We start from the raw sequence: 4,788 nt of genomic DNA on the forward strand, positions 1-4,788 counted from the left end.
ACCTTTCATTCTATATATCTGATGATAAAATAAAAAAAGTGATTTAAACAACTCGTACTTTAACTGTTGAATATTGAAACGAGACTCCGTTTCAAATAACAATGTTTTAATCTTATGTTTAACTTCAATTTTAGAAAGTGGAATTTCTAAAATCTCTTTTGTTTTAACTGAACCTTTTAAAACATTAATATCTAAATCTCCATTATAAGACTCTGCAATAGTTGCAAATGAATTAATCGTTTTAATTATAGAATTTAAATTTTCTATTTTAAAAGTATCAATTGAATTTAATTTGTTTAAAACAACAATATCAGCAGCAACTATTTGTTTTTGAATTTCTATGTTAGAATCGACATAGCTTTCAAAATTATCAGCATCAACTACACAGATAACTTTGTTTAATGAAAAGGCTTTGTCTACAAAAAAACTCGAAAAAACTGCTCCTACCTCTCCTGCATCTGCAATACCTGTAGTTTCGATAAACAAATTGCTTGGTCTATCTTTTAATTCGTCTATTTTTTGTAATGTTTCTAATAATTGGTTATTAATTGAACAACAAATACAACCATTAGTAAGTTCAAATAGACCTTCTACAAGACCAGAAATCAAAGTAGCATCAATATTAATTTTACCAAATTCGTTTTCAATTACAATATTCTTATTGTTGTTAGTTTGTCGTAGTAAGCTATTTAATATTGTAGTTTTACCAGCGCCTAAAAAACCAGTGATTATATAAGATTCGATTTTATTTTTCATGTTAACTATGCCTATGCGTCTTAAAATTTAAAAGATGACCTACAATCATACCAACCCCACCAATGTAGAGTAAAACAGAATGATGATGAAAAAAAAGTGTAATAAAAATTGAAGAGAATATCAATACAATTGATATTAACAACAAAAATTTTATATAAATGGAAGTATTAGTTTTTAGTATTTTAATAACAGCAAACAATCCAATTAATGCAAACACTAAATCCACCCAATGATTATGACTGAAGCCAATTGGTATCACGGTTATTAAAGGAAAAACCAAACAATGAATTAAACATAAAGTTGCGCTTGACACACCAATGAAATCTAAAGTTTTTTCGAAAGATTTACTCATTCTTATTTAATTAAGTATTTACTTTGCAAAGATATAAACTATATTACATAAACGCAACAATGTTGCTATTAAACAATTTGTAAAATGGAAAAAAAAATAAAACGTGAAAGAAATTCATCAACTAAAAGTGAAATTTTATCATTACTATCTCTAAAGAAAATTGCATTAACGCATAAAGATTTTCAAGAATTTTTTGATAATAAAGTAGATCGAGTAACAATCTATAGAGCACTTGATAGACTTGTTGATGAAGGAAAGCTTCACAAAATCGCCAACTTAGAAGGAGGAATACAATATGCTTTATGCAACACTTGCGAAAATGAACACCATCAACACGATCATATACATTTTAGTTGCAATAAATGTCATGAAACAACATGTATAGAAAATACTTCCGCAAAAATAAATCTACCCAAAGAATACAAAATTCTGGACAAACAAATTCTTGTGACTGGTATTTGTCCTAATTGTATTTAAAATATTCCGTCGTCTTGAAAACTATAATATCCTGTTTCGGTAATAATAATATGATCTAAAATTAAAATTTCCAATTGTTCTCCAGCGAGTTTGAGCCTTTTAGTAATTTCAATATCTGCTTGACTTGCGGCCAATTTCCCGGATGGATGATTGTGTGTGAGAATTATTGATGTCGCATTTTGTTCGAAAGCTGTTTTAAACACAATTCTACTATCTACAACTGTTCCTGTAATTCCGCCTTTGGAAAGTTGCGCTTTATGAATTACTTTATTGGAATTGTTAAGGTATAAAATCCAAAATTCTTCGTGTGGTAATTCGCCTATTATGGGTTGCATAATTTCGAAAACTGCTTTACTTGAATTAATTATCTTAAGTTCTTCTGCATCTTCTGATCTACGTCTTCGTCCTAATTCTAAAGCTGCTGCGATAGTAATGGCTTTTGCCTCTCCTATTCCTTTAAATTCGGTAAGTTGTGCAATGGAAAGTTTTCCTAGTTGATTAAGATTGTTATTTGCTGATGCTAAAATGCGTTGACAAAGTTGCACTGCGCTTTCGTTTCGAGAGCCAGAACCGATTAATATTGCAAGTAATTCGGAATCAGATAAGGAAGATTTTCCTTTTAGAAGAAATTTTTCTCTTGGGCGATCGTCTTCGGCCCATTGATTTATTGGTGTGTACATAACTATTTGGCTTATATTATGATACAAATTAAAATAATTTTTTAATCAGTTCAAAATAAAATGAATATAATTTTCGTTTGATTAAAAAACACCAATGAAACTACTTCCTATTTTACTCTTAATTGGCTTCTCATTTGGATGCAAAGAATCTGATAAATTAGCATCGAATACTATTGAATCAACTTCGTTAGTAATTGAAAATCCTATTACTTTTCAGGAGAAATTATCCAATGCAGCTATTTCGATTATTGATGAAACCGTACAATATGATCCGAGTTATATTGGAATAAAATATCCAAATGGCGATGTTCCAAAAAACAAAGGTGTTTGTACTGATGTGGTTATTCGCGCCTACAGAAAACTTGGAATTGATTTGCAGAAGGAAGTTCACGAAGATTTGAAAGCCAATTTTTCGTTATATCCAAATTTAAAAAAATGGGGTTTGAAAAAACCAGACACCAATATTGACCACAGAAGAGTTCCCAATATTGAAGTTTTCTTTACTCGAAAAGGTAAAAAACTAGAAGTTTCAGATAATCCAAACGATTATAAAACTGGCGAAATTGTAACTTGGATGATTAACGGAAAATTACCTCACATCGGAATTGTAACTCATAAAAAATCAGCCGATGGCAAACGACCACTTTTAGTTCACAATGTTGGTGGCGGACAAGTGCTTGAAGATTGCTTGTTTAGTTATGATATTGTTGGGCATTATTTATTTAAGAGTGAAGATTAACGATTTTTGATTTTAGATTGATTCAAAAATCGTTAATCAGATTTCAACAATCTTACCTCATCAACTCTTTAACCTCATCAAAATTCAATCCGCCATAATTCCCAGAACTCATTAATAATAATGCTGAATTATCAAAGTTTTGACTGAATAAAAACTCTTTAAAATCAGCTGGATTAGTATAAATAATTAAGTCTTCTCTTTGGAATGATTGTGCAATTTGGTCGTATGTTACTTCTTCTAGTTGTTTGATTTTTACAGCATCTGGTGAATAGAAAACTACCGCGACATCTGCAGCATCAAGTGCGTTTTGATATTCTTTTAGAAATTCGGCGTTCAAACTACTGTATGTATGTAGTTCTAAACAAGCAATTAATTTTCTATCAGGATATTGATTTTTAACCGCTTTTGTAGTTGCCGAAACTTTGCTTGGTGAATGTGCAAAATCTTTGTAAGCTACTTTTCCTTTTCCTTCAGCAATTTTTTCTAGACGTTTGCTTGCGCCTTTAAAACTGGCAATTGCTTCATAAAAATCGGCTTCGTCAACACCCATATTTTGACAAATCCATTTTGCACCAGCAAGATTATTTAAATTGTGAGCGCCAAAAACTTCGATTGGCATTGGTCCTTCTGGAGTTTCTAACAATGTTGTTCCGTCTTCAACTGAATAATTTGGTGTTGCATACGGTAAACGTCTTATGGTATTTGTAGTTTCTTCGGCTACTTTTTTTACGGTTTCGTCTTCTTCATTATACACAAGAATTCCACCTTTAGTAATTTGATTTACAAAAATTTCAAATTGCTCTACGTAATTTTCAAAGGTTGGAAACACGTTAATATGATCCCAAGCAATTCCCGAAAGCAAAGCAATATTGGGTTGATATAAATGAAATTTTGGTCGTCTGTCTATTGGAGAAGATAAATATTCATCGCCTTCAAGAACAATAAAATCGTTGGTTCCTGTAAGATGAACCATTGTATCAAATCCTTCTAACTGTGCGCCAACCATGTAATCAACTTCTATATTGTGATAATGCATCACATGCAAAATCATTGAAGTTATGGTAGTCTTTCCGTGCGAACCTCCAATTACTACTCGGGTTTTATTTTTAGATTGTTCGTATAAAAATTCGGGATACGAATAGATTTTCAAACCCAATTCTTCGGCTTTCAACAACTCTGGGTTGTCTGCTTTAGCGTGCATTCCTAGAATGATAGCTTCAATATCTTGAGTGATTTTTTCTGGAAACCAACCCATTTCTATTGGTAGCAAACCTTTCTTTTCTAGACGTGATTTTGATGGTTCAAATATGGCGTCGTCGCTTCCTGTAACTTGATATCCTTTATTGTGTAATGCTAGTGCTAGATTGTGCATGGCTGCTCCGCCAATGGCTATGAAATGTGTACGCATTTGAAATTCCAATTTTAAAAATTCCAAATTCCAAACCTAAGATGATTGGAATTTGGAATTTGAGTTTTGTTATTTATTATCGAATTGTTGTTTTAACTTAGATGCTTTGATTTTGTCTTTTAATTTGTTCAAATATAAACTATAGAGCTTTTGAAACGTGGTTTTTGAGTTACCAATTTCGTGTGCTTTTAGGTAATATATTTCTGCTTTTTTATAACGATTGAAATATTCGTCGATGTATCCTTTTGCTAAATATCCGTCTACTTTGGATAATTCCATTAATTCATCGGCATATTTGACGGCTTTCTTCTCGCTACCTCCAACAATTCCGGGTAATTCAATATAAAGCATCACTAAAGCCCAGCGTGATTCTACG

At 31.5% G+C, this 4,788-nt stretch carries 6 protein-coding genes and 1 pseudogene; 2 read left to right on the plus strand and 5 right to left on the minus strand.

Annotated elements, in window-relative coordinates; all coding sequences use genetic code 11:
- Both DIU01_RS13600 and DIU01_RS13605 read right to left on the minus strand, forming a co-directional pair.
- The coding region (locus DIU01_RS13600; protein ID WP_290835335.1) for a GTP-binding protein at positions 1–756 on the minus strand (756 nt) is incomplete at its 3' end.
- Between the two features lies 1 nt (position 757).
- Complete coding sequence (locus DIU01_RS13605) at positions 758–1,108, minus strand: MerC domain-containing protein (protein WP_290835337.1); 351 nt, start codon at positions 1,106–1,108, stop codon at positions 758–760.
- An 84-nt stretch (positions 1,109–1,192) separates the two neighbouring features.
- On the opposite strand from DIU01_RS13605, the gene DIU01_RS13610 reads away from it, so the two are divergent.
- The gene (locus tag DIU01_RS13610; RefSeq protein WP_290835339.1) at positions 1,193–1,585 is read left to right on the plus strand and encodes a Fur family transcriptional regulator; all 393 of its coding nucleotides are present in this window, start codon (positions 1,193–1,195) and stop codon (positions 1,583–1,585) included.
- Here DIU01_RS13610 and radC read toward each other — a convergent pair.
- Complete coding sequence (gene radC / locus DIU01_RS13615) at positions 1,582–2,265, minus strand: DNA repair protein RadC (RefSeq protein ID WP_290835341.1); 684 nt, start codon at positions 2,263–2,265, stop codon at positions 1,582–1,584. The genes DIU01_RS13610 and radC overlap by 4 nt on opposite strands.
- 94 nt (positions 2,266–2,359) lie before the next feature.
- Between radC and DIU01_RS13620 the strand changes: the two genes are divergently transcribed.
- Positions 2,360–3,004 (plus strand): DUF1287 domain-containing protein, encoded by a 645-nt coding sequence (locus DIU01_RS13620; RefSeq protein ID WP_290835343.1) that lies wholly within the window; start codon positions 2,360–2,362, stop codon positions 3,002–3,004.
- A gap of 52 nt (positions 3,005–3,056) precedes the next feature.
- Here DIU01_RS13620 and murC read toward each other — a convergent pair whose 3' ends face one another.
- Positions 3,057–4,412: a Mur ligase family protein gene (murC, locus tag DIU01_RS13625; protein WP_290835345.1), complete on the minus strand. Its 1,356-nt coding sequence runs from the start codon at positions 4,410–4,412 to the stop codon at positions 3,057–3,059.
- A gap of 69 nt (positions 4,413–4,481) precedes the next feature.
- A pseudogene (locus tag DIU01_RS13630) lies at positions 4,482–4,788 on the minus strand (hypothetical protein); the annotation flags it as partial.

Source organism: Flavobacterium sp., from assembly GCF_003525665.1.
Taxonomy (GTDB): domain Bacteria; phylum Bacteroidota; class Bacteroidia; order Flavobacteriales; family Flavobacteriaceae; genus Flavobacterium.

Bases quoted from the DNA above. Each gene is read 5' to 3' on its own strand.
- DIU01_RS13605 (WP_290835337.1), bottom strand. From the start codon at position 1,108: ATGAGTAAATCTTTCGAAAAAACTTTAGATTTCATTGGTGTGTCAAGC.
- DIU01_RS13610 (WP_290835339.1), top strand. From the start codon at position 1,193: ATGGAAAAAAAAATAAAACGTGAAAGAAATTCATCAACTAAAAGTGAA.
- radC (WP_290835341.1), bottom strand. From the start codon at position 2,265: ATGTACACACCAATAAATCAATGGGCCGAAGACGATCGCCCAAGAGAA.
- DIU01_RS13620 (WP_290835343.1), top strand. From the start codon at position 2,360: ATGAAACTACTTCCTATTTTACTCTTAATTGGCTTCTCATTTGGATGC.
- murC (WP_290835345.1), bottom strand. From the start codon at position 4,412: ATGCGTACACATTTCATAGCCATTGGCGGAGCAGCCATGCACAATCTA.